The sequence below is a fragment of the Anabaena sp. UHCC 0253 genome, from assembly GCF_009712085.1.
Classification (GTDB): domain Bacteria; phylum Cyanobacteriota; class Cyanobacteriia; order Cyanobacteriales; family Nostocaceae; genus Dolichospermum.
The window spans coordinates 157,579-182,034 of sequence record NZ_VILD01000010.1 but is presented as its reverse complement, the minus strand read 5'-3'; the positions used below and the strand labels follow the sequence as shown (position 1 = coordinate 182,034).

Sequence of the window (24,456 nt, the reverse complement as noted above, 5' to 3'; positions counted from 1 at the left end):
ATTATATGTCATTGCAATCAGGATTAGATGCTTTTAATCAAGGGCGCTATGAAGAAGCAATTTATCTTCTAGAAGAATTCTCCCAGAATTCCATAGAACTAAGTTCTCCAGATTACCTGACTTCCCAAATGTGGCTAGTCAAAGCCTATCAAGCCATAGGAGACGTTGAAGAAGCGACAATTTTGTGGCAAAAGTTAATTAATAGTCCTAACCAAAAAGTCCAAGAATGGGCTAGAGGAAATCGTCCTACCTCGCTACCACAACCGGAAACCGAGTCTCATCAATTTCCCAAGGCTGGAAGGGCTGTTACCACTGGGGTAAGTTTGGCAATGGGGGGAGTAGGTGGTAGTTTAACCCTAGCATCAGGTGTCACCATAGCCTTGCTATTTGGCATGGTTTTTGTTTTAGGTTTAAGTGTAGTCTTAATTTCCAGCAATAGTGATCCGATGACTGGACTAGCGATCGCTATTGGTATTACTTTAGTATTCAATCTCGCTGCTTTTTTCTTCTCTCCCCTCCTCATGGACTTAAGCCAAAGGTGGCTTTACCAAACTCGTTGGGTGAACTTAGCAGAAATTGAAAACCTCAGCCCAGAAACAGCAAAAATCATCCGCCAAGTCTGTCAACAAAAAAACATCACCACCCCCAGACTAGGAATAATTGACGACCAAAACCCCACCGCTTTTACCTATGGTTCTTTACCTAACAGCGCCCGGTTAGTCGTCAGTCAAGGACTTTTTACTTACTTAGATGATGATGAAGTTGCTACCGTTTACGCCCACGAACTAGGTCACATCGTCCATTGGGACTTTGCTGTCATGACCGTAGCTTCGACTTTAGTGCAAATTTGTTACCTAGTTTACAGCACAGCCCGAAGATTTACCCGTGGCGGTGGCGACAATAAAGTTAAAGATGCTTTAGAAACTGCTGGTTTTGTTGCATATATCTTTTATGTTATCGGTACATATCTGCTGTTATATCTTTCCCGAACCAGAGAATATTTTGCAGATCATTTCGCCGCTGAAACCACAGGTAATCCCAACGGACTATCTCGCGCCTTAGTTAAAATTGCCTATGGGATTGTCGAAGAAGGTTCACGCGCCCAAGAACCCAGTCGTTTAATTGAAGGGACTCGCGCTTTAGGAATTTACGACCACAAAGCCGCAGCTTCTACAGGTACAGCTTACCGCATCTCTTCAGATCCGCAAAAAGTTGGTCGCGTCTTTTTGTGGGATATGTTCAACCCTTGGGGTTGGTGGATGGAATTAAATTCTACTCATCCCCTTACAGGTAAGCGAGTCCGCGCCCTCAGCACTTATGCAGAACAACTAGGTTTACCTACCGAGTTTGATATGGGGCGAGTTATGGGTGAAGGTAAAACCCTTGATAAAACAAAACTTTACGGTAACTTCTTCTTAGATATCGTTCTTTATGGTGCAGAAACCATTGGCTTTATCGGTGGTTTGATTATCGGTTTCTTAATGTTGTCAGCTTCAGACAACTCTGGCTTAATACTAGGTATGCCATTAGTAGGTTTAGGAATCGGAATTGTCATTAAAGCCTTGGTGATGTTCCCTGACTACAGCAAAGCCGTTAGTACAGATATTCTCACTTTAATGTCAGACCCTTATGCTAGTCCGTTGCGGGGACAACCTGCCAATTTAGAAGGGGAATTAATTGGCCGGGGTGATGCTGGTTATAAATTTGGTTCTGATTTAAAACTCCAAGATCCTAGCGGAATGCTTTATTTACGCTATGCTTCCCGTTTTGGTCCAATTGGTAATTTTCTGTTTGGGATGAAACGAGTAGAAAGCCTAATTGGTCAAAAAGTAGGGACTATTGGCTGGTTTCGCCGGGGAATTATGCCTTGGATGGATTTAATCCAACTAGAAGGAGAAAATGGCACTTTTGTCCATAGTTATCACCGTTTTTGGTCATTCATTATGGGTGGTGGATTCATTACTCTAGGAGTCGCATTAACTGTCTTTTTGAACAACAATTAATTTTACCAATTTGATTTTTTTAGAGGTAGTTTAAAACTGCCTCTTTTTTATTAATTATCAATTGTCAATTATCAATTGTCAATTATTAACCTAATGACCTCGTTTTTGTATTTTTTGTAGGTTGGGTTAAGCGACAGCAAAACCCAATAAACCGTTGTATAGGGACTTCCAAGAAATAAATTATCCAGATTAACGGACAAGTATTGAATTGTCAATTGTCAATTATCAATTGTCAATTATTAACCTAATGACCTAGTTTGGCTTTAGCCTGTTGCCAAAGTGCATCTAATTCTTCCACACTATAATCTATAAACGGACGTTCAATCACATCTTCCATTTTTTGTAATCGGTGGATAAATCTTTGGCTTGTCCCTTGTAAACCTGTACTTGGATCAAGATTATGCCATCTCGCAAGTTGAATAATTGCAAATAGCAAATCACCTAATTCTGATTCTTGTCTTTCTTGCGTTTCTTCAGCTAAAGCTTCTTGAAATTCTCCTAACTCTTCATGAAATTTTCCCCAAACTTCATTAACATTATTCCACTCAAAACCAACACTAGCAGCTTTTTGGGAAATCTTCATCGCTGCACTTAATGGGGGAAGACTACGCCGATAACGATTAAGTTTATCACTGAGTTTTTGGTTTTCTACTGTTTCTCCTTTTTCTGCTGCTTTGATGGTTTCCCAATTTTGTCGCACTTCATCAATATTTTGTACCGCCACATCACCAAAAACATGAGGATGACGACGAATCAGCTTTTGAGAAATACCCTTAGCTACTTCTTGGAGGGAAAAATCTCCGGACTCGTTGGCAATTTGTGCTTGTAATACTACTTGTAATAATAAATCACCTAATTCTTCTGCAATCGCCTTTTTATCTCCTGTTTGAATTGCGTCTACCACTTCATAGGCTTCCTCAATCACATAAGGTGTAAGACTTTGGGGTGTTTGTGCCAAATCCCAAGGACAACCTTCAGGCGATCGCAATTTCGCCACTACATCTATTAATTCTTGTAACGCCAGCAAAGTCTGATTAACTTCCATAAAAACCTCTGGATTTTTTACCGCTTCTTCACACTGCGACGACTGCGGGTAACTTTACGTTTTTTAATTTTGCCACGGGGAAGCAAACCTTGAATACCCTGTTTTTGAAATCGCTTATAAGCAGAACCAGTCCAATCGCTGAGAGAATGACTCATTGCACCCAGTTCACAGCCAATAAATAGGGCAAAAAATTCTCCATAATATATATAGATAGTCTTCCCCACTGTCCCCCACACTTCCCCCCAGTTCCAAGTCACATTTCCCAACTTGGCGAAAATCATCACAGCCACAATTACCACAAATGCCAAAAAAGTCGTGAGATACACTACTCTTAAAGTCGTGCCAATAATTGGACCATGGGATAAAAAAGACCGATGTCGCAGACTTTTTTGATAAGGTAGCCAAATCCACCGCAGAAACCCCCAACGCTGAAATTGACGGGAATAAATATCCAAATCGGGTCCAAACATCAGCCCCCCAAACATATATCCACCCGCTACCAACAAAGTCATGTTACTGCTGCGAGTGGAAACTAAGGTTATACCCGCTACCCAAGGCATAGACCAAATAGTAATGCGATCGTGTGTTTGACCAGAGGGCATCTTGGGAAGTTAAAAGTTAAATACTGAGTCAGTATAGCTCAATAGTTCAAATCAACTTTCTCCAGCCGCTAAAAAATTTTGAACAAAAGACTTGCAAAATTTGAAAAGGCTATGTTATATTAATTAAGTGAAACAAACGGGCGGTTAGCTCAGTTGGTAGAGCGCCTGCCTTACAAGCAGGATGTCATCAGTTCGAGTCTGGTACTGCCCATTTAAAAGAAGCAATAAGTTTTTATAAAGCGGTTCGCAATTTTCATTGTGAACCGCTAAAACTTTATGTAGCTAAATTTCAATAACCCATTTGCGCTAACTCCCCTTCTGGAAAATCGCGTAAGTGGGTTTTATTTATATAGGGTTTGCGGAGAAAGTCTATTAGGAGTCAGGAGTCGTAGGGGCGATAAATTATCGGTTTCTTCCCAAGTAGGGGCGAAGCATTCGGGCGATAAATTATCGGTTTTTTCCCAAGTTTATTTTCCGAATGCTTCGCCCTTACACCGAATGCTTCACTCTTACACTGAATGCTTCATATCTACACCGAATGCTGATGCTTATCTTCCCTATTACCTGTCACCTTCTTCATCTGTCAATTATCAAAGTCTTATTACAACTATTTACTATTTTTTGTCAATTCCTCTTGACACTTCGTAACAATCTTGTTATATTAGTTTACATAAGGTAACAAAACAAAAAAAACATTATGTATACTACCGTTAACGAAGAAGGCATTCTCAATAACTACGCTCCCGAAGCCAAACTTTACTACGCCGAATTTCCTACAAAAGCACAACAACGCAACTACGCCTTCCAAGGTGCAGTAGCAGTATTATTTTTAACTTCTATAGTTCTAATCGCTTTGGGGGTTAGCTAAAATTCTCAGCTTCGGTATTTGTATCTAATCGTCATTCATATTTCTCCTAATTAACTCCGGTCAGTTTCGCCGGGGTTTTTTTTTTGCGAAATCATTTCGAGATTAGACGCAAGACTCGTTCCTAGTCAGAAATTAGGAATGCTTTCTCGGAATTAAAAATGCAGATTATACAAGCTTTTTGGGAATTCTTAATTGTGGGTTGATTTACGCCGTACTGTAATAGAGTTACCCAATCCTAATTTCCTATTCACCCATTACCAAGAAACTTAGCTTTCATCTCTTCAAGTTCTTTATCTATGGGATCATTGCTAGTAGATTGCGATTGAGAATTAACATTTTGAGGTGGAACTTTAGCACCTGTAAATTGAGTTTTCATTTCTTGTAATTCCTTCTCGATTTGAGTAGAAGTTTTAATGACAACTGTTGCTTGAGAAGTGAGTGGTGTAATTAGTGTGGGGGGTACAGATGATTGTTGGTAATTTAAATCTTTGAGAACTTGATCAACAGTTTTGTAACGGTGACTGGGGACACTTTCTACCATTTTGTCAATGATTAGACTTAATTCTTTACTTACAGGAGTTTTGAGATATTGTTGCCATATCCAAGTAGCGTTATGGGTATCATAGGAATCGAAAGGCGATCGCACTGTTAATAAATTAATACAAGTTGCCCCTAAACTATAGATATCACTGGCAAAAAGTGCCTTTCCTCGCATTTGTTCTGGGGCGACATATTCGGGACTACCTATACTTGTACCAGTTTTGTTCAGGGCTGTTCCTGTGGCGGATTTGGCTGCCCCAAAATCAACTATAACTAATTTGCGATCGCTCTGGCGACGAATAATATTTTCTGGTTTAATATCTCGGTGTATGACTTGTTTTTCGTGACAAAAGTGCAACACTGGCAATAAATCATTAAGTAATTGTCGAATCTGTGTTTCATTGAAAGCGCCATTTTGTTGTAGTTCTTGGTATAAATTCAATCCATCTATGAATTCCTGAACTAGATACTGTCTGTCATCTTGGTTACAATATGCTAAAAGTGATGGAATCTGGGGATGTTGACCCAATTCATCCAACTGTATAGCTTCTTGGTTAAATAACTCTACTGCCTTTTGTACCGTATTTGTACCTTGGGCTTGAGGGTAAAATTGCTTAATTACACAAGGTGGTTTTGAGGGTTTATCCTCGTCTACTGCTAAAAAGGTTCTACCAAAACCACCTTGTCCGATAGGTTTAATAGCGCGGTAGCGTTCTTTCAGCAGTAATTTTGTCCCACAGGTTTGACAAAACTTAACATCATTAGTGTTTTCTGGGTGGGAACAATGGGGATTAAGACAATAACTCATAAATAAATAAATGATACCTATCCTTATTGTGCCTTGTGCTTTGCCAAAAGGTGTTTATGAACGTTTATTTTATTTTTAAGTAATGTTAAGGGATTTTTTTAATGCTATTTCTACAAGATTAAATAGATCAGATGGTAAAATTCCTAATTTTTTGTGAAATACTGAATTATGGACAGTAGCAATTTTATCAGCCCTAATCAATGATGTTTTTTTCAGTCCTGTTTTTGTAAAGTCAGTGTGTGTGTCTGACATTAATACCCAATTTTCACTCAAATCATCAGTCGGAATTTTGGAAAAAATACCCAATATAATAAATTCTTCTCGATGCACTGATAAAATAAGGGCTGGTCTTAATTTTGTAGCAGTTAAATCGCTAAAAGGGAAACGAACTAACCAGATTTCTAAAGATTTAGGCTTCATCATTATAAATATCTTCTTCTGGGTCGTTCCACTCCTGAAATCCAGTTTCTGCAAGCTGCATCATTGTTAATATATTACCATGATCTGCAAGCTTCATTTTAGATGTAAAAGCTTCTATTCCTAGAATTTTTGATTCTTGATTTAAAATTCTATCTTCTAATTCTTTCACGCGATTTACTAATATTTGGTAGTTTTCAACTGAGATAATTCCACTGCTAATAGGTTTAGTCATAATTTGAGATAATTGCTGATTTTGGACAAATGGTTCAACTTTTGCACCTTGAAAACTATTTTCATCTTTGGGTATACCTGTAAAAGATTTGATTGTTGTAGGAGTTAAAGACCTAATTAATTCAGGATTATCTTTAATTTTAGAAATTAGTTCTGGTTGTATTTCATCTTCGGGAATACCTGTACAAGAGTTTATTAATGCAGGATTTAAAAAGTTAATGAATTTAGGACTCTCTTTGATCTGACCTAAAATTACTTCTGTCATCATTTGGAAGTGAAATTTTCTTTCTGCTTCTCTTTCTGCTTCTTCTCGTTTTTTATCCTTCAATACTTGCTGACTAAGAAATGCTTTAATCACAGAACCTTCTGCTACAAATGCAATGTGAGGATGTAGAGATTCAAAAGCCAAAATTACCTGATCTTTATAGCCCTGATCATTCTCGCATATCCAGACCGCCATTAACTTTGTACCCAGAACCAGTGAAGACAGTAATTGATTATTACCAATATTACCATCAGCATGAAAATGGGGATTTTTTTTGTTGCTTTTTTGATATTTTTTTCTATTTTTACGTCAATTTCATCAGTATCAATAATAGGAGATATAGTTATCCATGTAATCTTATGTTCTGTATCTTCAAAATAAAGTTTAACTTGATCAAGACAAAGTTCATCACCATCAAATTCTTGATCTTCCTGTGTTGATACTCCTAGTAGAGTTTGTCCAATAGGAAATTCATTGATTACCATATTTATCACCAGCAATGAAGTCATCTTTAATATTAACAAGATTGCCTTCAGTCCACCAGATGTGACGACAATTTTTAACGCCCACCTACTTAGTTTCTAAGTCCTAACTAACAGTTTTAAATAAAAATAAAGTCTAAACATCTAAAAACCCGATCAAGGTTGACCGGGTTCTAGGAAATTTACTGGTTTCAAATGATTAAAGTACGTTATTGTAACTTACTAAGGTGGACTTTTGAAAACACAAACACAGCATCTTCACGTTTTTCCGCTCTGGGATTTGGCTTCGCCATGTATCTAACACTGGCTATTTGCCACTTCATTACTCAATAATGCTGTAATTTGTTTGGGCTGATGACAGGGGACACTATATCATTTGCCCTTTTTGGTTGGTTTCTTATTTGCTTGGTGTCCTATAGATTCAATATATCATTTCATTTTGGAGATGTAATATGTCCTTTACATTTATTAACAAATAGGTGTAAAGACAGGGGTGATAAATAACAATAAAGAGCAGAATAGATGGAAAAGAGCTTATTTTCGGTGATTTCCTTTTTGCCAAGTTTGACTATTAGCTTGTTTGCTAAATTCTGCTTTAGGAAAAAGTCGCTGTTCTATTTGTTCATAACTTCCTTCCAAGTCACATTTACCGAAATGGGGACATTGACGACAATAAACGCTGTTGGTGTAACGTTCTAAATTCTCGCGGTTGAAAAAATAGGGTTTATGACTAAATGTACTCGCTACCCATTGCCATGACATATTGTTACTTGCTGGATCACCATCGAGTAAATGTTGCAGAAACCATTTTGCGCCGGCTTGCCATTGAATATGTCGCCAATGAATAATATAGGCTGCTAACCACATTCTGATATGGTTGTGGAGATAGCCAGTTGATCGTAATTCCTGACTAAAACTGTCTATGCAAAATAGTCCGGTAGTTCCAGTGGTGATATCTTCAGGCAGTTCTGTGGAGTAGTCTGTGAGTTTGTAGCCGGTTTTGTATTCTTCCTGATTTTGCCAAATCCCATTTCCAAGTTTGACATATAATCTTTGCCAATAGTCACGCCAAGCTAATTCATTAATTAGTTTATTTGCATCATCTGGTTTTTCAACTTGTGCAAGAACATATTCTCGGATTTCTCGCAAACTTAATACACCATGACGAATATAAGGTGATAATTTAGTAACGTCACCAGTTAATAAATTCCGTGTTTTTCCGTAAGCGACAGGGTTGATTTTCTGTAATGCTTGTTGTGCGGCTTTTCTGCCTCCGGGAATGTCGCTAACTTGATTGTCTTGGGCTGCGGCTTGGGGAAACTGTTCCCGCAGGTATGCAATTAATTCAGTCCGACTATTAAAATCACGTAACATAATTTTGTAAACTTGGGTATAAATTTATGAAGAAATAATTCAGTAATCAGGAGTTATAGGAGTCCAAAATAAAATAAATAGAAGTCAAACACCACGTATTCACCTAAAGGTAGTCTACAATCAGATGTGGTTTTATACCGCAAATAATTGTTCTATACTCTCACTCATTTTACCTGTTATGACAAAGCAACCATCTTTAAGTGAACAAAAAGGTTATTATCGCTATAATTCCAGTAATTTAGAGCAAAAAGGGGCTGCACGGTTATTTCCCTATACGGGGGAAGATGGGGCAGTACGCTATATTTTGACTAAGCTATGTGAAAATCTGTTAGCACAAGGAAAATTGTCTGAACCTTGGAGTTTGTTGTTAACTGAGTTAGAAAATAAAGTTAACAAATTGGAGGAAGATTGGATAAATATAGCGACTTTGTTGGTAGATTGTGAAATTTTTCAATCGGGATGGTTTAATTTTGATTTACCACCTAATGAACAGTTTAATAGTAGTTATATTCAAGAAAGGAAGAAGTTAATTAAACGACTTTCGGCTGCAAAAAAAGCAGTGGAAAAATTAGATAAAAATCTCCCTGTTCTCCAACGAAATGAGGAGCAAAGAAAGCTATTTTTTGCGGCTTTAACTAAAGCTGATGGGACACCTCCACCAATAATGAGTGTAATTCATAAACGGGATGGAGGATTAAGCGATCGCGAATTTGCCCGACAAAGATTAGCAGGTGCTAACCCAACAATAATCCGCCGAGTACAACCAACTGATCAAGGTTTAATCCAATCTTTAGCAACTCAACCTTATAAATTAGCAAATAATGGGACTGTAGATTTAGTTAAAGCCGCAGGGGACAATCGTTTATTTATTGTTGATTATCCATTGTTGAAAGATTTAGAAGTTACTGATTTGCAACCTGGTAAATATGTTGGTAGCCCAGTAGCTTTATTTTATCGTACTGATCAAGGATTAGAACCAGTATTAATTGAAGTTGAAAAAGGGAGGGTAGTAACTCCAGTAATTTCTGGAAGTGCGGCTGATGATTGGATGCGAGCGAAATTATATGTGCAAACTGCTGATGCTACCCATCATGAATTAATTTCTCATTTGACTTATACTCATTTAGCAATGGAAGCTTTAGCTATTGCTACTCCCAGACAGTTACCATATAATCATCCTGTCCATCAATTACTTGCTCCCCATTTTAAGTTTTTAATTGCCATTAATAGCCGGGGAAATAGTATATTATTGGCAGCAGGAGCAGCAATTGATAATCTCATGGCTCCTACTATCCAAACTTCTGGAAAGCTCATGAGTAAGGCTTATCGGGAAAAATCTTTTTGGTATTATTCCCTATTAAATGATATTGAATTACGGGGAATTGAACCCAAGTTTTTACCAGAATATCCTTATCGTGATGATGCTTTGTTATTATGGGAAGCGATCGCTAAATATGTGACTCGGTTTTTACGAAATTACTATCCAGACGACAAAGCCGTACAACAAGATCCCTATTTGCAAGCTTGGGCTGAAGAATTAGCTGCACCTTTAAATACCCGCCCTAAATCAGATTTTCCCCAAGCACCTGCATGGCTACCCAAAGAATTAGTTGCAGAATCAGGAATTGAACCCCAAGAACTACCTAACTATCCGCGAATTCCGGGATTTATCAAAATTGGTAGTTTACAACAATTAATAGATATTGCCACTATTACCATTTTTACCTGTGGACCCCAACACGCAGCTTTGAACTTCAGTCAGTTTGATTATATTACCTATACTCCTAATGCACCTTTAGCTAATTATAGCTATCCTGATACACCAGCTAGTTTAGAGGAATTTTTACCACCAACAGATAAAGATTTACTGCAAATGCAGTTAACTTCAGCTTTGAGTGGAATCCATTGGAGTAAATTAGGAAGTTCTGATTTAATTCAATTTGCCAAAAAGAGCGATCGCCAAATTCTTGCCCAATTCCAAAATGATTTATCATTAATTGAAGGTACGATTAAAGGACGTAATCAACTGCGCTTTACAGATAGCGGTGTTGAGTATCCCTATCTTTTACCTTCGCTGATTCCCAACAGCATTAATATTTAATAGGAGTCAGAAAAAAGAAGTTGTGGCGGGGAAATCCCGCCCATAAAAGAGTCACTACGAAGCTACATTAAAGGAATTTAAAAATCCTTCGATACTCTTAGTTAAATATTTCTGTCTTCTTTTTGTAGTTTCCACACTTACTTGATACAATCTTTTATCAACCAAGTATATTCTTTGTTTAACAATTTTGTCCCCAGGTTTACTATAGCTAATTTCCTTACCAGAATAATTACCTAAAGTAATTTTTTGTTCACTAATTAAAATACCTTTGGCTTTTTTTACCACACTATCACGCCCATTTTCTAAAGCCTTTTCTACAAGATTATTCCGATTTAATAATTCAATATACTCAGACGAATAATCAACGTATCCCACCACATATTTAACGTCCTCTTGTTTGCGTTCCACAGTAAACATATTTAATTCAATATTGCCAGATTTCGTCTTTACTGTTTGTTTCTCCACCTTGGGATTACCCGGCATTAAAATCCGGAAACTACTATCAGGAGCATAAAATAACTTCCATATAGATTGAGCTATTTGTACTGGTTGATTAGCTGATACAGATGTATTAATTGTATATCCACCACAGATAACCAATAGCGCCAGGGAATAATTTAGAAATTTAGGTTTCATAATTCTCAAATTCGATACCATTGAATTTTATACAAAAAAAGCCACAGTAATTCCAGCATAATTCATGATTTAGAGTAAAATAGACTTAATTGAGAATTTTATGTTCTCTTCTCAATAATCCGCTGTATATCTTAACAAGACTAGCAATTATTTAAAATTACAAACTGTTACCAAATGTCGCCAGAATTCCCAATAGGTAGTAAAGTCCGCGTGATCTCATTACCACCCTATGTTAAAACTGCTGAACCTATGCCTATGTTACGTCCTGCTGATGTCATTCACATTGGCGAAGAAGGTATAGTTATTGACCGTCGTCCTGGTGGTTATTGGGGTGTACGCTTTACGAGAGGTAGTTTTCTCATAGATAGCCAATACATTGAAAGTATAGAAAAACCATCTGAACCCCAGTCGGAGTGATCCAAGTGTAAAAAAACGTTAATCCTCAAGGCAGAATATAGTCATACTCTGCCGAATGCAGCTTTCACAAAAGGATGTACCAATTCATGAGGCACTTGATTTTGTTCAATATAATCATTCATTTCTGCCTGATAATCAAGATAAAAACTCAACACATCAAATACTTGTGCAAGTTGTAAATTTAGAAGAGGAGGATTTTTAATTATGACTCAAGCAGTAGAAAGGCAGAAATCTATTTTGGAAATAGTCCAAAATCTAACCCCTCAACAACAGGAGGAGGTTTTGAATTTTATTGAGTTTTTACAGTTCAAGTCACAAAAACAGGATATATACACAAAAGGTAAATCTCAGCAAAAATCACCGGAGGAATTAGGCTGGCCTCCTGGTTTTTTTGAACAAACTTATGGTAGTTGTCAAGATGATCCTATTGTTATTGATGATGAGGATAATTTTGCCCAAAGTGAAGAAGCTGCATGATTTATTTGCTAGATACTAATGTTTGCGCTCGTTATCTTAAATCTAAAGCAATTTCACCACTCCTTTTTATCCACCTGCCGACATTCAGCAATTGATTGTTTTATCTCTGTTGCTTCTGCGTGGCTTAGAATTCCTGCAAATTTGGCTAGAGGATGATCTTTTCGTGTAGCTTTCACACGGTGTAAATAATCTAGTAAAAGTTGTACAATATCATCAGGAGCTTGTTCTAGTTCTTGGATAAATTGCTCACGGTTTGTCATATATTAAAACCTCTAAAGCATAATAAGTTAGAATCGCTCCCCTCTAGTTTATCTCATGCGAACTGACAAGTCAGCGCTTACGCTATCGCCCTCGCAACTGCTATAATGATGTCAGTGAGCAACGAGAAAAAGTCATGCCTGAACTAAAAGTTAGCATCAGTGAAACTACACACAAAACTCTGCTAACGATGGTAGAGGACTCTGGTGAGACAATTCAATCGGTTTTAGATCGAGCTATTGAGAATTATCGTAGGTCTTTGTTTCTGACACGAGCCAATGAAGCTTTTACTGTTTTAAGGCAGAATGAAACACTGTGGCAAGAAGAGGTTTCTGAGAGACAGTTATGGGAGCAAACTATAGCGGACGGGGTTGAAGGTTAGTGACACAAATCGCTAGAGGGGAGATATGGCTAGTAGACCTTAATCCTGTGCGCGGACATGAACAAGCTGGCAAACGCCCTTGTTTAATTATTTCGGTGGATCTATTTAATCAAGGTGCATCTGGTTTAGTAGTTGTGTTACCGATTACATCGAAAGATAAAGGAATCCCCTTTCACGTAAAAATTAACTCTCCAGAGGGAGGGATGAAAACCCAAAGTTTTATTAAATGTGAAGACGTTAGATCAATATCTGTGGAACGTCTGGATAAGTGTTGGGGAAATGTGTCTTCAGAGACACTAGCAGAAGTCGAAGACAGGCTGAAAATTTTAATGGGATTGTAGTTTATTGCTTAACTATTTAAAACAAAATTACTATCGCTTTTCTCTATTCTATTTTATTTCAGGCGAACTCAGCGTTGAAGAATTATGGATCTTCAAGTATGACTCCTGAATAGCTGAGTTTAGAATTTGGTTTTTATATATTTCAATCAATGTAGTTATCTCTCCAAATAGTTCTAAGAAATCACTTTCTTCAATATCTCTATACTCTCCATGAGATACTGCATTTCTGAAACCCAAAAACCTTTGGTCGATTAGATTTTCTTTCGTCTCATATAGACTGTAATCAATGCCTATTTTCATTGTTATTTCTTTTAATACTTCTGAATTAAGATTCGATTTAGTATCAATATATTTTTCTGAATTTATACTGCACTTATTACTTAATTGTATTCCACTACCATCCACTAAGCTCAAAGCTGCTTTAAAATTTTTGTGAGGATATTGCCCTTGAAAATATTCAAGAATTGCACAAACATGAAAATTACAAATTAATTGATTGTAGGGAATACCTTTTCCATTGATATATTCACAAAACGCAATTGAAGATTTCTTAACAAATCCTTCCCAATGTGAATACAAAATGACTACTCCAGATTTTAGCAAAGTGTTCTTAATTTGATTTTTGGAAGATAAGCAGAGGTTTTTAAGATTAGTAAGTTCTTTTCTACGCCAAGAAAAATCTTGTGCTATTATTTCTTCTAGTTCGTCGATAGATCTAACTTTCATAATCTTAATAAGTCTCTCCCCATAGGTAAAATATGAGGTAGCCTTGATGATGCACGTGCGCCAGATCCACTATTTTTTGTAAATTCAGGATTTTCTAATAAATGCTCAGAGACATTTTTAATTTTATCCAGATTTGCGGAACTATTTTCATCATACATATCAATATTAAAACCAAGACCTAGCCCTATCACCTCAAATATTGATAAGGAAAATGCACCTAAATATCTACCTTGCTGATATTTTTTAAAAGCATTTTCACCTAAAGATAAATTTAGAATTTTGAAAGTTTTTTTAAGCTTTTGGCTCTCCAAGGTCATATCGAAGTTAAGATCAGAAGCAATTTCCTTCATTCTTTTAGTCAGGAATTCACCTATATCATTCAGCTTCTTTACTCTATCAACATCTACATCCTTAAATGCTAAAAATCTTAACACTAACTCAATATGATACTGTTCATCATATTGTTTAGATGTTAGCGGAAATACTGAAGTAAAATTTTCATCAATTGCCAGTTCTGATAACCAATTATACATTGGTCTATTTATCATTATGAGTAAGCAGTTTCTTACTTCTTGATCAGACAATGAGCTACCAAAAGTATTCAGACGTTGAAAAAGTTCATATTTTGTGTGTTCATCACTTTCCTTCTTTATTATTTTCAAGTCAATTTTCTCTCTTTTGAATGCCCTTTGCAGTTCTTTTGAGAGGTGATTTTCATTGAATTCTTCACTCCAATACTTTCCTTCAAGTTCTGGAAGATATTCTGTACCTATTAACTTTAAGGGAGGTTCTAATTCATCATCTTCATCTTTATAAATTCCTAAAAATGAAAATATTGTTGATAATCTTTGTAAACCATCAACTACATCCCACACACCATCATTGCGTTGAGAAACAAAAAACGATGGCAAAGGAATACCTAGTAATATTGACTCTATAAGGCGGCTTTTTTGTCCCTCATTCCAACGATATATGCGCTGAAATTCTGGATGTATATCTAAATCGCCATCAGTATAAAGGTTAATTACCTCACCAATTGACATTGGATATGCATCAGTGTGTATTTCTTTGCGTTTTTCACCAACCTGTTTATCTAAATCAGACATATTTTTTCCTAATTGATTGTTTAACTACAATTATTTTTTTAGATATAGAGAATTAGTTTATCATACTGAAAATTTTCCTTGATCATATCTAACTGGAATTAAGTAGTAAAAGTATCACAATAAACAATTTTATCTATTTAGATACTTAAATGATATCAAGAAAATTTTTGGATAACAACCTAATATTTTTAGGTAAGCATCTATTATTGATAGAAAATTAGTCTAAAATGAAACTCGTATATCTTAAACAAACGCTCCAAAGCAAAAATTTACTCTTATTAGCGAATTGTGGCATTAAAATATACTTAAACCTCTAATATACTATGAGGTACACCCGAAAATATTCGATTTTGAAAGAAAAAATATAGTCCTCAAGGCAAATTGAGAAAAAAGTCAAATAGTCTTAATTTTGGTTACAGTTAGATCACAAATAAATCGTGAGGGGTGATACTATGCGTGTTTTGCTAGTTTATCCAATATTTCCCAGAACCTTTTGGTCTTATGAGAAAATTCTGGCACTAGTTGACAGAAAGGTGTTGTTACCACCGCTGGGTTTGGTGACAGTAGCGGCGATTTTGCCCCAAGAGTGGGAATTTAAACTTGTAGATCGTAACATTCGCGCCGCCACAGAAGAAGAATGGGCATGGGCAGATATTGTCATTTTCTCTGCCATGATTGTCCAAAAACAAGATTTACTAGAGCAAATCCGGGAAGCGAAACGCCGGGGTAAGTTAGTAGCTTTGGGTGGTCCTTATCCTACCTCTACACCCCATGAAGTCGAAGCCGCAGGGGCAGATTACCTGATTCTCGATGAAGGGGAACTGACTTTACCTATGTTTGTGGAAGCAGTGAAAAAAGGTGAAAAATCTGGAGTTTTCCGGGCTGCTGAAAAACCTGATGTCACAGGTACACCCATTCCCCGCTTTGATTTATTAGAGTTTAATGCCTATGATATGATGTCCGTACAGTTTTCGCGGGGTTGTCCCTTCCAATGCGAATTTTGCGACATCATTGTTTTGTATGGACGCAAACCCAGAACCAAAACACCAGCACAACTTTTAGCCGAGTTAGATTATCTCTATGATTTGGGTTGGCGGCGGGGTGTGTTTATGGTGGATGATAACTTTATTGGCAACAAGCGGAATGTGAAATTGTTGCTGAAAGAGTTAAAAGTTTGGATGGCAGATCATCAATATCCTTTCAATTTTGACACAGAAGCTTCCATTGACTTGGCACAAGACCAAGAAATGATGGAGTTGATGGTTGATTGTGGATTTAAAGCGGTATTTTTGGGGATTGAAACCCCCGATGAAGATAGTTTACAACTAACTAAGAAATTCCAAAATACTCGCAGTTCTTTAACTGAATCTGTAGAAACCATTATCAAAACTGGACTGCGGCCAATGGCTGGGTTTATTATTGGTTTTGATGGTGAAAAAGCGGGTGCGGGCGATCGCATTGTCAGATTTGCCGAACTAGCAGCTATCCCTTCCACCACCTTTGCCATGTTACAAGCGTTACCTAATACCGCTCTATGGCATCGGCTCACCAAAGAAGGCAGACTGCGGGAAAACAAAGATGGAAATATCAATCAAACCACATTGATGAATTTCATTCCTACCCGTCCCCTAGAAGAACTTGCTAGGGAATATGTGGAAGCTTTCTGTGCTTTATATGACCCGGCTGCCTATTTAGATCGCACCTATCGCTGTTTTATGATGTTGGGTTCGGCTAAATATACAGTGCCAGCAAAAATGCCAGAATGGGTAGTTGTGAGAGCCTTATTAATTGTAATTTGGCGACAAGGATTTAAACGTCAAACTCGCTGGAAATTCTGGCATCACTTATTTAGCATTCTCAAGCATAATCCCAAGGTGATTGAACAGTATGTTTCCACCTGCGCTCACATTGAGCATTTCATGGAATATCGGCAAATTGTCCGTGATGAAATTGAAAGCCAATTAGCAGCGTATTTAGCCCAAGGTGCAGAAACACCATACATACCAGTTCAGGCAAAAGCAGCCGAAAAAGCAGAAGCAGTAGTTTAGCAATATCTTGGCACTCCCCGGTCTAAAGACACGGGGATTCTTGGTTTTAAGTTTTTTCAGCCTAATTCCTGATAACCTGCTTTTTGCTATAACTGTAAAACAAAAACTTCCTCACTAACGGAAACCAAAGTTTTCCCCACTGGTAAAACAGCTAAAGCATTAGTTTGAGCTAAATTAATTAAATTGCCAGAATTTAAATTACCACCTGCTTGATAAAATTTATAAACACCATCAATCAAATTTAAATTACCCCAAATATAAGTTTCCATTTTTCCCTGAGATTTTAATTCAGAACCAGATTTTACTTTTATAAACTTCGCTTCCCAACCTGTAGCCACACCCGAAAGTTTTTTAATTGCTGGTTGGACAAATCGCCAAAATGTTACTAAAGCAGAAACAGGATTTCCAGGTAAACCAAAGTAGAGAGAACTGGCAAAACTGGCAAAAGTCAAAGGTTTTCCTGGACGCATTTGCACAGCGCGAAAATGAATTTCTGCACCAAGAGATGCTAAAATTTTATCAATATAATCATAGTCACCGACGGAAACGCCACCAGAAGAAAGAACTATATCAGAGTTATTAATGGCATAATTTATAGTTTCTGTTAAAGCAGTAGGATTATCTTTAATAATTCCTAACATTAACACTTCTGCATCTAATTCTTTTACTAAAGCTGCTAAAGCATATTGATTAGAATCAACAATTTGTCCAGGTTTTAGGGTTTGCTCTGGTGTAACTAATTCATCACCACTGGAAAAAATTGCCACTCGTGGACGACGGAAAACACTAATTTTAGGCAATTGTGTCGCTGCTAAAATAGCAATTTCCGTTGCATTCAGGGGAATTCCTGCTGGTAAAAGTTCCTTTCCTGCTTGGTAAAAATCCCCTTGGTGTCTAACAAACTCTTGCGGTTGAGGTACAGAAAGAATAGAAACTTTATTTTCCTGCAAATTAGTTTTTTCCTGCATAACTACAGTATCTGAACCTTTTGGCATGATTGCACCGGTGAAAATTCGCGCTGCTTGTCCTGGTTTAATAGTAACTTGGGGTTGATATCCGGCGGGAATTTCTTCCACAATTTCCAAAATGGTAGGATTTTCAAGACTGGAATTCTGCACATCTTCATAACGCACTGCAAAACCATCCATTGCGGAATTATCCCAATGGGGAAAATCTAAAGAACTAATTACTGGAGTTGCTAAAATTCGGTGTGAAGCTGTTAATAAATCAACAACTTCAATATCACGGTTTTGATTTAATGATTGGACAGCATTAACAATAATAGTTTCTGCATCTTTGACTGATAACATAATAAATAAGCTATTTAGGGTTTAAGGAAAAAAGGTGACAGAAGGTAGGGGCGCAGGGCTTGCGCCCATTCAGGAGATAGCGAGAAAGAATGAGAAAGAGATCAAAATAGTCTCAAATCTGGTTTATTAAGCGTTGTTAGTTGTCATTTGAATTAAATCTTTGCTAAACTAAATTTACAAAACTTTACTATTAACGTAAGTTGCTAATTAGAGAAATTGTCAGAATCAGGTGGTTATCGAGCGATAGCCTGCGTGGCGTAGCCATAGTCGAGATAATGTCCAGGATTTAAGGATATACAGAATGAAAACTGGAATTTTATCACCAATTACCAATTACCAATCACCAATTACCAGCCTCAACTAGATAACTAGCAACTTGGTTTATTAGATAATTTCATCAATCATTATAATATATGCTTTCAGCTAATACACCTCCTAAACCTAGACAAAATTCTGCTTTTAAGCACCTAATGTCAATCCATTGGTGGATGTCAGTTGGTTATATAATATTGTTCGCAACTGGAACATTTATGGCCAGGTTGCCAAGGGAAGTTTTTATTCGTTCTTCCCTTTATGATTTTCATAAATCAATAGCTGTTTTAGTGATGGCTGTACTCACTTGGCGAATTTTAGTATTGTTGCGTGTTTGGTGGCGAAAATATACTAAAAAATTTCCTAAGTTGACTCCAGAATGGTTTAAAACTGTTGCTCTACATAGCAGTTTATATATTTTTATGTGGGCTGTTCCTGTTGCTGGTTTCTTGCTTTCTAACTCATATAAAAGTAATAATGTGAGTTTTTTTGGCATTGTTTTACCAGATATTTTCCCCCAAAATTCAGAAATGGTTGATATTGGGAGAAATTTGCATTTTTGGTTAGCCTATACATTTTTGGCTTTTATTATTCTCCACACAATTCAACAAAGAAAAGTAGTGCGATCGCTCTGGCGTAAATTCATGAAAATCATCAAATTCGATAATAACTTATCCAGGGAATAATATCAAGTAATTTACATAGGGTTTAGGGAAAAAGTCTTTTTGTGGAGAAATCTTGTCAGCTTAAATTTCCCTATCCTTTTTTGGATTTCGACAAAACATATTCACTTTTTATAAATTAAAAATACCGAACCAATTGGACCGAAATTCTCCACATAGACTTTATTTTTATAAAATAACCCTGGAGACATTCCGCCATCAAATAACATCCCTTCTTTAATTGTTCCTAAACAGTTATTTTTAGCAATTCCTGATAACACATCATCAAATTGATTGGGGAGTAATTCTTTATTATTAGCAGAAAACTGCATACTAGAATTAGCTTTCAGATCATTTACCAACAAAATGACATAACCTTTACTAGTAATAGCAACTAGAGAACGATTAGTAGCACCCTTACAGGCAAATTCTCCTAAAGCTTGACAAATATCCTTAAATTTTCCTTGATTATAAAATCTACCATTACCTCCCACCATATTGTAATTAAGAATATTTGCTCCTCTTCTTCCTATTCCCATAGTTGCTTGGCGTTGTTGAGGATTTCCTCCTGATATCCCAAAGGAAGAACGTTTATTTTTAAATGCTCCTGAATACTCAACACCGCGAGAAATATTTAATCCTTGGGGTTGATTTTGTGGATCTATATAATCAGCATTAATAGCCGCAATTGGTGATTTACCATTTAATTTAGAATTAGTATCAGTGATGATTTCTCTGAACTGTTTTGGGACATATTTTTTCTGAAATCTTCCTCTAGCATCTTTAGCATAAATTTGATGAGCTAAACCCACATTTACTTTAAAATCTAACTCTGGTGATTTAGGATTAAAAATAATTACATGATTGATACCTTTACTATATCTTTCACCATTATTATTAGCTTGAAAAAAATCAATACTAAATTGAGCATTTTTACCAGGACACTTAGCAGCCTGTTTGGGTGCTGAATTAGCTACCATATCCTGACAACCTGATATTAAAGTTGTCGTAAGACTTAACAAAGATAAAAAAATCAATTTTTTGGCAAACATAAAATGTAAAAAACCCGCTACAGGAATACTATAGCGGGTAAAATTAACAATTGCAGTTATGGTTAATTTTCAGATACAACAATTATGCAAGCCATTCCAGAACAGCTTCATCTTTGGTATTAGTATTACGAGAAGGTGTTTCGCGCTCAAATTTCATGTGAATAGAACGGGTTTGCTCACCATCAGCCGCAACAGCTAGAATGGGGTAGTCAATTACACCATCTTGGAAGGACATTTGGAAGCGGAATGTACCATCGGAATTAAGCTTAATGGGACGACCACCAATAGTTACAGTTGCATCAGGTTCAGTTGCACCGTAAACAATCAATTCAGCGTCAGCAACTAACCAGAATTTGCGAGGACGAACGGGAACAGCGGAAGCGGAGAAGCCGACACCGGACATTCCTACACCGGACATGGTTAAACCAGATACACTAGGAATAGCCCACATACCTACACCAGATGGGAAAATGTAGGAACTGAGAACTTGTTCTGGAGCAGCAGAACCGGGGACGTGCTGCATAGAACCGAATATAGAACCTGCAACCCTTTGGGCTTCAGCAGATTCTGCCATACCGAAGATTTCTTCGTAAATGGGGTTTCCACCACCAGCATTACCGTTAGCTGTTGGTAATTTTTTGGAGGGGGGAACAAGTTCGTAGAAGGTTTTACCGCGCAAGTCTTCTTCAAAATCTACTGTGATGAAGACATCTTCAATCCAGTCGGAAGGATAGACAGGGGGAATATGAACTCTAGCAGAACGTGCTAATACTAACCAGCCACCATCAGCGGTGCGATAGCCTACATCAATAATATAATCGCGATCGCTCACTGGAATTGGCAAGTACCATTCTCTGGCTAGTTCATCAGCAGGGTATTCTTGAATACTGTGGGGGCTTTGGTAATCTAGATCCAGATCAGTGACATCATAAATCCGCAGTGCCAGTTGTTGTCCACCTTGACGACGGAGTTCTTCTTTATGATCGTTAGGAATATCCCAGTAAGTATAAGCCCACTGAGGATCGCGGGGTAGTAAAACTATCCGGCTTTCACCATAACCAGCGGGTAAATCGGCTAGAGCTTCATCAACGTCGGCTAGAGAGCCACCAGTACGATCTTCTTGACCTAGCTCGAATTTTGCTGCTTCCACTGTTTCTTGTGCCTCCTGAGTACGAGATGAACTGAGCGAGAATTTACTTTGCTGAACGTCTTGAATTGATGCCAACAACTGCGATTTACGCATTCGACTATAGCGAGATATACCGTATTCACTAGCAACTTTCCGTAATTGCCGTAATGTCATCTCCTCTAGCGGTGGGCGTTCTTTTGCCATTAACTTGGCCTCCAGTAGTTTGAAAGGTAAATTATTTTTTCCGGGTTAAAAAAAGTTGGATGAAATATCATCTACCCAGATTTTTTTATTCCTGACTCCTGGTTTGCCCCAGTTTTAAATTTGTTTACTGTTTGTTTTTTTTATTGAGATACCAGCTCCTCTAATTCCTAGTTATGCTTATGTTTTGCATTTCTTTGGGATCGCAAAGAGTTGTTAAGTAAATATTAACCAGTAAAACTATCCAGGGATCAAGGGGTCTAAAGGTAGGTTTTCCTATATTCTACGTAGTTATAAGCTCTTTGGGGATCAAAATGTCATGAAATCTTAATATATTGATCCGGCACTAGGCTTTAATATCAAAATTTGATGACATTTAGAGGAAAAGAGATAGGACTTACGCAATAACTCTCTGAAACTCTTCTTTCTCCGTGTCCTCTGCGGTATGGCTAACGCCACGCTTCGCGTTAGCGATACGTTTCTTCATGATTTTGCGTAAATCTTGGGAATAATGAACCACGAAGACACGAAGGACGCGAAGGCAAGAAAGTTTGAGAGATATTTTGCGTCTGACAACTGACAACTGACAACTGACAACTGACCAATTACAAAAACGTTTGTATGACTGACATTCGCTGAATATGCCATTTACCTTCTTTACGAACTAAATCATAACGAACACGCAAGTTTTCATCAGAAGACTTCTTTGGCTGATTATTTTCATAAAACTGGGTAACTTCTTGTACCTTAGCGTCTACGGATACATAATTTTTATCTGTGCCTTTTTTAGAGACAGTGGTTACTTCTACATTATGCTGATATTCTCTATAGCGGTTATTTGCTATTTCGTCTTTAGCTACTGACTGCCATTGTAATAAAACTGAGCCTGTTAAAATATCGCTTAAACCATCAATGTCATGATTTTGTCCTAACGCTGAAGCTTTAGCAGCTAACCAAGTTTCAATCACTTCCTTTGCGGTCTCACTTGTTAATTCTTCATCGTTTGACTGGGGTTGACTGTTGGGGTCAGGAATGGTTGTGAGTGGTTGATTTAGTCCGATCGCTAACTGTTCTCCCTGCAATAATGGACCAGGAAAGAAAGTATTTTTTACCCAACCAAAAGTTGTGGATATTAACAACGAAGAAACTAATATTCCGGCTAATGATAAGAAAACTAGCCAAACTAAACGGGTTTTGGGATCTAGGTTACTGAGAAAATTAGTTTGAGACTGCAAAAAACGCCGGGAAATTTTAGTAGTGTTAGGTTTACGTCGTCTGCGCTTGGGAGTTTGCTGGTTTGTAGTTGGTGTATTCGTGCTATGGCGTTGATTTGGTCTTTGATTAACCGTTGCGGCTGTTGGTGTTGGGGGTATTTGTGATACTTGATTCCCTCCACTGCCATTTGTGGCTGCATTATTCCATCTGGGGATGGAAATCTGAGAAGATTCAGGTTGAGTTCGAGGGGGTGTTTCTAGTAATTCAGGGTTGGATGGTTGGTGATAATAGGGGTGTGTTTCTGTGGTGTTATGAGTATGGTTAATATCTGCTTGCGGAAAGGATTGATGATTAATGACTGCCCATTCATGAGTTATTTGGGCATCAGTGGGCAAAGATTCTAAATAAGCCTGTACTTGTCGGTCGGCAAAATAATCTTTTAAAGAGGCTTGTTGTTTCGCTAAATCACGAAAGTGAGGAAATACTTCTTGCTGTAGCCACTGCTCGGTGTATAAACACAGTCCTGGTAATAGGTCTGGTGAGTCTTGGGATTTTTCCCGAATAAAAGCTAAAGCTTCATATTCTTGACTTAGTTCTAAAACACGGGTAGCCTCTTCGGTTTGTCCCATCAGCAAGGCACAGAGAGATTGTTCCAAATGTACATCTTGGCGTTTTCCCAAGTGCATTAACATTTGTTTGGCTTGGCGGATTAAAGCTGGTTGGCGTTGAGTAAAACCTCTGGCAATTAAAGAGTATACTGCTAAATATGTGGCTACCGCTGAGGGACGTTTGCTTTCTATTTCAAATAGCTTATGCTGTTCCGCTACTGTTAAATAATGGCGGATTTGTTGGATAAAACGTAAAAAATCGTCTATATTTAAGCCAGATTGATCGTTGTTGCTGCCATCAATACCGCCACGATCTTCAAGGATGCTTTGTAATAGTTCAAAGCCCTGACGACGTTGGGCAATCTGTGCTTGTGGTAAGGCTAATAGTTCTAAGATGCGATAGGGACGCAGTTTATAAAGATCAGCGGTCATTTCTGCCCGGACGCTGGGAAATAACCCTTCTCGTGCTAATAATTCTTCACCGGTTTCTAAAGATACGGCTGCATTTTCATGATGACCTTGCTGCCATTGTTCTCGTCCTAGTTCTAGGCAAGCTAAAGAGACAGTGAGGATAATATCTGGTAAGTCTGGATTTCCTAGAACTTCTGTTTGAGTGAGATAATGACCTGTTTTGACACTAACTTTACTAGGTTTATTGACTAAGTACGGACGACCTAGTTTTAATACCAATTCATATTCTCCTAATTCTTGGAGAATTAGCAAAGAGCCAACAAATCGGTCTGGGGTAATTTCGATACTGAGATTTTGAGCTTCTTTATATTTGGAGTTGTTATCTGTGAGGGTTTCTAAGGGGAATTTTAGCGGCATTTTTGATTA

24 protein-coding genes and 1 tRNA gene are annotated in these 24,456 nt (G+C 37.4%); 10 read left to right on the top strand and 15 right to left on the bottom strand.

What is annotated here, in order from left to right:
- Positions 1-5: 5 nt before the first annotated feature.
- Entirely contained in the window at positions 6-2,003 is a 1,998-nt protein-coding gene (locus tag FJR38_RS23700; protein WP_168539780.1) for a zinc metalloprotease HtpX, read from the top strand.
- A gap of 244 nt (positions 2,004-2,247) precedes the next feature.
- Here FJR38_RS23700 and mazG read toward each other — a convergent pair whose 3' ends face one another.
- The gene (mazG, locus tag FJR38_RS23695) at positions 2,248-3,048 is read right to left on the bottom strand and encodes a nucleoside triphosphate pyrophosphohydrolase (protein WP_168539778.1); all 801 of its coding nucleotides are present in this window, start codon (positions 3,046-3,048) and stop codon (positions 2,248-2,250) included.
- Between the two features lie 17 nt (positions 3,049-3,065).
- Positions 3,066-3,650 (bottom strand): metal-binding protein, encoded by a 585-nt coding sequence (locus tag FJR38_RS23690; RefSeq protein ID WP_168498275.1) that lies wholly within the window; start codon positions 3,648-3,650, stop codon positions 3,066-3,068.
- A gap of 138 nt (positions 3,651-3,788) precedes the next feature.
- Between FJR38_RS23690 and FJR38_RS23685 the strand changes: the two genes are divergently transcribed.
- Positions 3,789-3,861: transfer RNA gene (locus FJR38_RS23685), tRNA-Val, on the top strand.
- A gap of 486 nt (positions 3,862-4,347) precedes the next feature.
- Complete coding sequence (gene psb34 / locus FJR38_RS23680) at positions 4,348-4,518, top strand: photosystem II assembly protein Psb34 (RefSeq protein WP_168539776.1); 171 nt, start codon at positions 4,348-4,350, stop codon at positions 4,516-4,518.
- A gap of 247 nt (positions 4,519-4,765) precedes the next feature.
- Here psb34 and FJR38_RS23675 read toward each other — a convergent pair whose 3' ends face one another.
- The 5 genes from FJR38_RS23675 to FJR38_RS23655 form a co-directional block, all read right to left on the bottom strand.
- A complete protein-coding gene (locus tag FJR38_RS23675) occupies positions 4,766-5,866 on the bottom strand; it encodes a serine/threonine-protein kinase (protein WP_168539775.1) in 1,101 nt (366 codons plus the stop codon).
- Positions 5,867-5,941: 75 nt separating this feature from the next.
- Entirely contained in the window at positions 5,942-6,289 is a 348-nt protein-coding gene (locus FJR38_RS23670) for a type II toxin-antitoxin system PemK/MazF family toxin (protein WP_168539774.1), read from the bottom strand.
- Complete coding sequence (locus FJR38_RS27880; protein ID WP_217360052.1) at positions 6,276-6,977, bottom strand: DUF6334 family protein; 702 nt, start codon at positions 6,975-6,977, stop codon at positions 6,276-6,278. The genes FJR38_RS23670 and FJR38_RS27880 overlap by 14 nt, the downstream gene beginning before the upstream one ends.
- A complete protein-coding gene (locus tag FJR38_RS23660) occupies positions 6,977-7,267 on the bottom strand; it encodes a DUF6334 family protein (RefSeq protein ID WP_168539773.1) in 291 nt (96 codons plus the stop codon). The genes FJR38_RS27880 and FJR38_RS23660 overlap by 1 nt, the downstream gene beginning before the upstream one ends.
- A gap of 531 nt (positions 7,268-7,798) precedes the next feature.
- Complete coding sequence (locus FJR38_RS23655; protein ID WP_168539771.1) at positions 7,799-8,638, bottom strand: FAD-binding domain-containing protein; 840 nt, start codon at positions 8,636-8,638, stop codon at positions 7,799-7,801.
- A 178-nt stretch (positions 8,639-8,816) separates the two neighbouring features.
- Between FJR38_RS23655 and FJR38_RS23650 the strand changes: the two genes are divergently transcribed.
- Entirely contained in the window at positions 8,817-10,739 is a 1,923-nt protein-coding gene (locus tag FJR38_RS23650) for a lipoxygenase family protein (protein WP_168539769.1), read from the top strand.
- Between the two features lie 54 nt (positions 10,740-10,793).
- On the opposite strand, the gene FJR38_RS23645 is transcribed toward FJR38_RS23650, so the two are convergent.
- Positions 10,794-11,375, bottom strand: coding sequence for a hypothetical protein (locus FJR38_RS23645; protein WP_168539767.1), 582 nt, complete (start codon positions 11,373-11,375; stop codon positions 10,794-10,796).
- 174 nt (positions 11,376-11,549) lie between these two features.
- Between FJR38_RS23645 and sipA the strand changes: the two genes are divergently transcribed.
- Positions 11,550-11,792 (top strand): regulatory protein SipA, encoded by a 243-nt coding sequence (gene sipA / locus FJR38_RS23640; protein WP_168498292.1) that lies wholly within the window; start codon positions 11,550-11,552, stop codon positions 11,790-11,792.
- A 204-nt stretch (positions 11,793-11,996) separates the two neighbouring features.
- Entirely contained in the window at positions 11,997-12,269 is a 273-nt protein-coding gene (locus FJR38_RS23635; RefSeq protein WP_168498294.1) for a DUF2281 domain-containing protein, read from the top strand.
- A gap of 53 nt (positions 12,270-12,322) precedes the next feature.
- On the opposite strand, the gene FJR38_RS23630 is transcribed toward FJR38_RS23635, so the two are convergent.
- Positions 12,323-12,529 carry a hypothetical protein gene (locus tag FJR38_RS23630; protein ID WP_168539765.1) on the bottom strand — a complete coding sequence of 69 codons (207 nt, stop codon included), beginning with the start codon at positions 12,527-12,529 and terminating at the stop codon, positions 12,323-12,325.
- Between the two features lie 134 nt (positions 12,530-12,663).
- Between FJR38_RS23630 and FJR38_RS23625 the strand changes: the two genes are divergently transcribed.
- Both FJR38_RS23625 and FJR38_RS23620 read left to right on the top strand, forming a co-directional pair.
- Positions 12,664-12,909, top strand: a complete 246-nt coding sequence (locus tag FJR38_RS23625) for a toxin-antitoxin system protein (protein WP_137908816.1) — start codon at positions 12,664-12,666, stop codon at positions 12,907-12,909.
- A complete protein-coding gene (locus FJR38_RS23620; protein ID WP_168539763.1) occupies positions 12,909-13,250 on the top strand; it encodes a type II toxin-antitoxin system PemK/MazF family toxin in 342 nt (113 codons plus the stop codon). The genes FJR38_RS23625 and FJR38_RS23620 overlap by 1 nt, the downstream gene beginning before the upstream one ends.
- Positions 13,251-13,298: 48 nt before the next feature.
- Here the strand turns inward: FJR38_RS23620 and FJR38_RS23615 are convergent, their stop codons facing one another.
- On the bottom strand, positions 13,299-13,976 hold the full coding sequence (locus tag FJR38_RS23615) for an MAE_28990/MAE_18760 family HEPN-like nuclease (RefSeq protein ID WP_168539761.1): 678 nt from the start codon (positions 13,974-13,976) through the stop codon (positions 13,299-13,301).
- Positions 13,973-15,082: a DUF262 domain-containing protein gene (locus FJR38_RS23610; RefSeq protein ID WP_168539759.1), complete on the bottom strand. Its 1,110-nt coding sequence runs from the start codon at positions 15,080-15,082 to the stop codon at positions 13,973-13,975. The genes FJR38_RS23615 and FJR38_RS23610 overlap by 4 nt, the downstream gene beginning before the upstream one ends.
- A gap of 452 nt (positions 15,083-15,534) precedes the next feature.
- Here FJR38_RS23610 and FJR38_RS23605 point away from each other — a divergent pair, with 452 nt between their 5' ends.
- Positions 15,535-17,130 (top strand): B12-binding domain-containing radical SAM protein, encoded by a 1,596-nt coding sequence (locus tag FJR38_RS23605; protein ID WP_168539757.1) that lies wholly within the window; start codon positions 15,535-15,537, stop codon positions 17,128-17,130.
- A gap of 86 nt (positions 17,131-17,216) precedes the next feature.
- Here FJR38_RS23605 and glp read toward each other — a convergent pair whose 3' ends face one another.
- The gene (glp, locus tag FJR38_RS23600) at positions 17,217-18,440 is read right to left on the bottom strand and encodes a gephyrin-like molybdotransferase Glp (protein WP_168539755.1); all 1,224 of its coding nucleotides are present in this window, start codon (positions 18,438-18,440) and stop codon (positions 17,217-17,219) included.
- 413 nt (positions 18,441-18,853) lie between these two features.
- Between glp and FJR38_RS23595 the strand changes: the two genes are divergently transcribed.
- A complete protein-coding gene (locus tag FJR38_RS23595; RefSeq protein WP_168498306.1) occupies positions 18,854-19,438 on the top strand; it encodes a cytochrome b in 585 nt (194 codons plus the stop codon).
- A gap of 101 nt (positions 19,439-19,539) precedes the next feature.
- On the opposite strand, the gene FJR38_RS23590 is transcribed toward FJR38_RS23595, so the two are convergent.
- From FJR38_RS23590 to FJR38_RS23580, 3 genes are all read right to left on the bottom strand, one after another.
- On the bottom strand, positions 19,540-20,466 hold the full coding sequence (locus tag FJR38_RS23590; protein WP_168539753.1) for a phosphodiester glycosidase family protein: 927 nt from the start codon (positions 20,464-20,466) through the stop codon (positions 19,540-19,542).
- A gap of 82 nt (positions 20,467-20,548) precedes the next feature.
- Positions 20,549-21,799: a DUF4912 domain-containing protein gene (locus tag FJR38_RS23585; protein ID WP_168498310.1), complete on the bottom strand. Its 1,251-nt coding sequence runs from the start codon at positions 21,797-21,799 to the stop codon at positions 20,549-20,551.
- Between the two features lie 602 nt (positions 21,800-22,401).
- Positions 22,402-24,447, bottom strand: a complete 2,046-nt coding sequence (locus FJR38_RS23580; RefSeq protein ID WP_254449539.1) for an ARC6/PARC6 family protein — start codon at positions 24,445-24,447, stop codon at positions 22,402-22,404.
- Positions 24,448-24,456: the final 9 nt, after the last annotated feature.

Coding starts and splice junctions, on each gene's coding strand:
- FJR38_RS23700 (WP_168539780.1), top strand. CDS start 6: ATGTCATTGCAATCAGGATTAGATGCTTTTAATCAAGGGCGCTATGAA.
- mazG (WP_168539778.1), bottom strand. CDS start 3,048: ATGGAAGTTAATCAGACTTTGCTGGCGTTACAAGAATTAATAGATGTA.
- FJR38_RS23690 (WP_168498275.1), bottom strand. CDS start 3,650: ATGCCCTCTGGTCAAACACACGATCGCATTACTATTTGGTCTATGCCT.
- psb34 (WP_168539776.1), top strand. CDS start 4,348: ATGTATACTACCGTTAACGAAGAAGGCATTCTCAATAACTACGCTCCC.
- FJR38_RS23675 (WP_168539775.1), bottom strand. CDS start 5,866: ATGAGTTATTGTCTTAATCCCCATTGTTCCCACCCAGAAAACACTAAT.
- FJR38_RS23670 (WP_168539774.1), bottom strand. CDS start 6,289: ATGATGAAGCCTAAATCTTTAGAAATCTGGTTAGTTCGTTTCCCTTTT.
- FJR38_RS27880 (WP_217360052.1), bottom strand. CDS start 6,977: ATGGCGGTCTGGATATGCGAGAATGATCAGGGCTATAAAGATCAGGTA.
- FJR38_RS23660 (WP_168539773.1), bottom strand. CDS start 7,267: ATGGTAATCAATGAATTTCCTATTGGACAAACTCTACTAGGAGTATCA.
- FJR38_RS23655 (WP_168539771.1), bottom strand. CDS start 8,638: ATGTTACGTGATTTTAATAGTCGGACTGAATTAATTGCATACCTGCGG.
- FJR38_RS23650 (WP_168539769.1), top strand. CDS start 8,817: ATGACAAAGCAACCATCTTTAAGTGAACAAAAAGGTTATTATCGCTAT.
- FJR38_RS23645 (WP_168539767.1), bottom strand. CDS start 11,375: ATGAAACCTAAATTTCTAAATTATTCCCTGGCGCTATTGGTTATCTGT.
- sipA (WP_168498292.1), top strand. CDS start 11,550: ATGTCGCCAGAATTCCCAATAGGTAGTAAAGTCCGCGTGATCTCATTA.
- FJR38_RS23635 (WP_168498294.1), top strand. CDS start 11,997: ATGACTCAAGCAGTAGAAAGGCAGAAATCTATTTTGGAAATAGTCCAA.
- FJR38_RS23630 (WP_168539765.1), bottom strand. CDS start 12,529: ATGACAAACCGTGAGCAATTTATCCAAGAACTAGAACAAGCTCCTGAT.
- FJR38_RS23625 (WP_137908816.1), top strand. CDS start 12,664: ATGCCTGAACTAAAAGTTAGCATCAGTGAAACTACACACAAAACTCTG.
- FJR38_RS23615 (WP_168539761.1), bottom strand. CDS start 13,976: ATGAAAGTTAGATCTATCGACGAACTAGAAGAAATAATAGCACAAGAT.
- FJR38_RS23610 (WP_168539759.1), bottom strand. CDS start 15,082: ATGTCTGATTTAGATAAACAGGTTGGTGAAAAACGCAAAGAAATACAC.
- FJR38_RS23605 (WP_168539757.1), top strand. CDS start 15,535: ATGCGTGTTTTGCTAGTTTATCCAATATTTCCCAGAACCTTTTGGTCT.
- glp (WP_168539755.1), bottom strand. CDS start 18,440: ATGTTATCAGTCAAAGATGCAGAAACTATTATTGTTAATGCTGTCCAA.
- FJR38_RS23595 (WP_168498306.1), top strand. CDS start 18,854: ATGCTTTCAGCTAATACACCTCCTAAACCTAGACAAAATTCTGCTTTT.
- FJR38_RS23590 (WP_168539753.1), bottom strand. CDS start 20,466: ATGTTTGCCAAAAAATTGATTTTTTTATCTTTGTTAAGTCTTACGACA.
- FJR38_RS23585 (WP_168498310.1), bottom strand. CDS start 21,799: ATGGCAAAAGAACGCCCACCGCTAGAGGAGATGACATTACGGCAATTA.
- FJR38_RS23580 (WP_254449539.1), bottom strand. CDS start 24,447: ATGCCGCTAAAATTCCCCTTAGAAACCCTCACAGATAACAACTCCAAA.